Source organism: Desulfopila aestuarii DSM 18488 (assembly GCF_900143695.1).
Taxonomy (GTDB): Bacteria; Desulfobacterota; Desulfobulbia; order Desulfobulbales; family Desulfocapsaceae; genus Desulfopila; species Desulfopila aestuarii.
In genome coordinates this window covers 1-3898 of the sequence record NZ_FRFE01000083.1, presented here as the reverse complement: position 1 = coordinate 3898, position 3898 = coordinate 1, and the positions used below count along the sequence as shown (strand labels likewise).

The window sequence follows — 3898 nt, the reverse complement described above, 5'->3', positions numbered from 1 at the left end:
TTTACTTCATTCAGCACTTTCCTTATAAGGGTGGCAAGATCCTTTTTCGCCAGTGGCTTCATCGCAAAACCCTTTATTCCAAATAATCTTGCCTTTTCTTCTGAAATTTGATTGCTGAAACCTGTACAGAGAATGATCGGCATTTCCGGCCTTATCTGGAGTATGCGCCGTGCCAGGTCACTTCCAGTCATACCCGGCATGGTCTGATCTGTGATAACCAGATCGAAAGCATCCGGTTGATTTTTGAAAGTGGCAAGTGCTTCTATACTGCTCATTCGCACTGTTACCTTATAGCCAAGTCTTTCCAACATTGTTTTACCCATGTCGGCCAGCATCTGCTCATCGTCAATAAAAAGAATCCGTTCGGTTCCGGCCACAATCGAATCAACAAAATTGGATTGAGACAAGATACTTTCCTCAGAGACAGGAAGGTTAATAGTAAAAACAGTTCCCTCTCCGAGTTGGCTCTCACAGGTAATGAATCCACCATAACTTTTTATTATGCCATGGGTAATGGCTAAGCCCATACCGGTTCCCTTGCCCAGTTCCTTGGTGGTAAAATAGGGATCAAAGATCTTTTTCTGAATGCCCGGTTCAATCCCCGTGCCGGTATCCCTTACGGATAACTGTATGTAATTCCCGGGCAATAATTGTGACTCATGGATAAGCTCCTGCTGACTGAGCGTTTTCATCTTCAGAGAAATGGAGAGGGTACCACCATCGACCTCCATGGCATGGAAGGCATTAGTACAGAGATTCATGAGGATCTGATGAACCTGAACGGGATCAGCCAGGATAAGGTCACATTGCAAGTCTATATCCTGTTCGATGGCGATTGTGGTCGGAATTGAGGCTCGGAGCAATTTGATCACTTCATTGACTATTATTGCAGGTTGAAGGGGGATTCTCTCAGTCTCTGCTTGTCTGCTGAAGGCGAGTATTTGCTTTACAAGCTCTTTTGCCCGGTGGCCAGCAATTAGAACCTGATCAAGATCTCTTGCTGCCATTGTCCCTTCAGGACTATCTTCCCTAACCATTTCTGCATACCCCAACATTGCACTAAGTATATTGTTGAAATCATGGGCGATACCTCCTGCAAGGGTGCCGATTGCCTCCATTTTTTGAGCATAACTCAACTGAGATTGCAGATATTCTCTTTCAACTTCTGCTTTTTTCTGGTCGGTAATATCTGTAAAGATACAGGCAAACTGACCTTGAGCAGGACGGAAGGCTGTAACGATGAAATGTTTGTGCAAATCCTCACTAGTGTTTTCAAAATATGCCGGTTCACCTGTGAGTGCCACTCTGCCGTATGTATCAATCCAGTGCCGCTCAGTGCCGGGCAAAACATCCATGACTGTTCGGCCTATGACATCGGTTGCCTTTAAGTTGGTCATTCGTTCGAATGCCCTGTTAACGGCCAGGAAACGATAATCAACAGGAGTTCCGGCATTGTCGCAAATAATCTCGTGCAGGACAAAACCGTCAAGCATTTCCTGAAACAGTGTCTGGTAGTTTTGTTCAGCTATTTTACGTTCAGAAATATTACGATTAATCGAGAGGAGACCTTGGGGGTGGCCTGCTGCACTGTATAAGATACTGAAATTTCCTTCAACCGGGAGGTAATTCCCATCCTTACAAATCAGCGAGAGTTCCAATACATTGGATTGTATGGAATCCTTGTGCCAATCCTTGTCAAATGCATGAGTAAAAATTGCCCGGACACGTTCTAAGGAAGAAGGGGTGTATATTTGTTCTACTGTTCGTGCCATTACTTCTTCCGGGGTAAATCCAAGTAAATGAGTCACAGAGGGACTGACATAGGTCATCTGCATGTCGATTCCAAGTGTCCAGATGATATCCGTCGCATTCTCGGCAAGCAGGCGATAACGTTCTTCGCTTTCTTTGATCACCCTCTCTGCCCTCATTCGTTCGTCAATTTCTTTCTCAAGTTCTGTTGTACGTGTCGTGACCAGCTTTTCCAGTCCCTCTCTATATGCCTTCAGTTCTTTTTCTTTTTTAAAAAGATCAGTTGATGCATAGTTGAGGGACTCGCAAAGTTGTTGGATCTCGTATGGGCCATGCCGAACGTCAATTAATTCCCCTTTGAGGTTTCCGAGATTTCGAGAAAAAGCAGAGATCTGCTCAATTAAACCAGTGAACCGTTTAAAAATTAACATGAAAATGGCGACACTGAGCATGGACCAAAATAAAACCGACAGTCCTGTATTTACCCATATGTCATGACGCATTTTATCAATATATTTGAGACTGAAAGTAATGCGAGCCCAACCTAGAACGTTGATGGAAGCGATCGGTTGGGAAATAATCATGAGGTCATCTTCAATTCTGATATCTTCTTCACCATCAGAAACCTCAATATGCCTATTCAGTGAAAACTTTAAACCTTGAGGTGATGAAGCATCCCTGGTTACTTCACTCAAAATCCTTCCGTCCTCTCGATACACCTGGATTTGTTCAGCTCCCGACATGACAATAAACTTCGCAAGCAACTCATCGAGCCCGGCATAATCTGAGATAAGGAAATAGCGGATACAGCTGTCCGCCAACCCTTTTGTCATTTTCGCTGCACTTTCCGTCATAATACTGTGCAGCAATTCTGTCTGCTTTGAGGCAGTAATGAAACCGAAAGCGAAAAAGGACGTAATGATTATGACCAATAGTAGAGAAGCTATCTGGTAGTAAAGCCTCTGGGGATAAAACTTTTTCATACCCATCCTAATGTGCAGTGTCTGAGCTTTTCACCAATCTCGCCTCAAGAGGTTGGTAGTCCTTTTGGTAATTCGCCATTACAGGATCTTGCATACCTATAGCTTTGAGCAGATCCTGTGATTTTTTGTCTTTTGCGTATTTCATAACATTTTCTTGTACTAAAAAACGATCGTTTAATGAGACCGATGGATGCGCTGCTATAGGGTGAGAACTCAGAGAATCTGTCGTATAAATCGTTCGAAACTCTTGAGCCAGTGTAGGAATATCCTTCTCAAACACTACGTCTAGAGTACCTCCCGCACTACTCTCATCGATCTCAACATTTTTATACACATTGCTTGAACTGCCGACATAGTGCGATTTTATGTCCAATGCCTGTATGTCATGTCGCAACGCTATGCTGCAAACATTGCCAGAGCCCACAAGAGCAATTTCTTTGCCATTCAAATCTTGAAGATTTTTAATGCCAGAATTTTTTTTAACAAAAATGACACCTCTTATGATTTCTTTATTCCTCACTAGAGGTATGTAACCACTTGCATGCCATGCCTTGATTTCTTGGATGGGGTTCAAATATGCAAAATCGACCTCTCCTTCTCTCAGATCTTCATCGAAGTCTTCCATTCTTTCATACAGTTTAAGTTTTAATGCCAGATGCGTGTCATGTGATAATCGATCGATGAACGGTTTCCAGTTTCTGTACATGGTCTCAGGTGGCCCTTGTGGGATTACTGCAAAAACATACTCTTTCTTGAATTCTTTAAGCTCATCACTCCACAAATGTGTTGGCATGGCAAAGAAAGAACAAGAAATCATGCTCAATACGAGTGCCAACATGATTTTTGAGAATTTCATTGAAAACTCCGATTTTTTAACATTCTGCAGGTAAAGTCTCTGAATGCCTGAGACCTCCGTATTTGTTTGATTGGACACCAAACAAATTTGTCTCATTTTATTTCTCTTTGCAACATCTCTACTTCAGGTACGCGTTTAGGGGATGAACCATATTTTTTTGCAATTGCCTACAATAGTGTGCCTATTTATCTAAAAGAGTAGCAACCGTCCGAAGGAACTCTTTGCTATCGAAAGGTTTTACAAAAACAGCGCTCGCTCCTAATGCCTTTGCCATTTTTAGATAAAGATGTGGGGGATCAATTCCCCCTCC

At 42.7% G+C, this 3898-nt stretch carries 2 protein-coding genes; both read right to left on the bottom strand.

What is annotated here, in order from left to right:
- Positions 1 to 2732 (bottom strand): PAS domain-containing hybrid sensor histidine kinase/response regulator (locus BUF15_RS26315; protein WP_159441404.1); only part of this gene is annotated, 2732 nt, incomplete at its 3' end.
- A 7-nt stretch (positions 2733 to 2739) separates the two neighbouring features.
- Positions 2740 to 3588 carry a phosphate/phosphite/phosphonate ABC transporter substrate-binding protein gene (locus tag BUF15_RS26310; RefSeq protein ID WP_159441403.1) on the bottom strand — a complete coding sequence of 283 codons (849 nt, stop codon included), beginning with the start codon at positions 3586 to 3588 and terminating at the stop codon, positions 2740 to 2742.
- Positions 3589 to 3898: the final 310 nt, after the last annotated feature.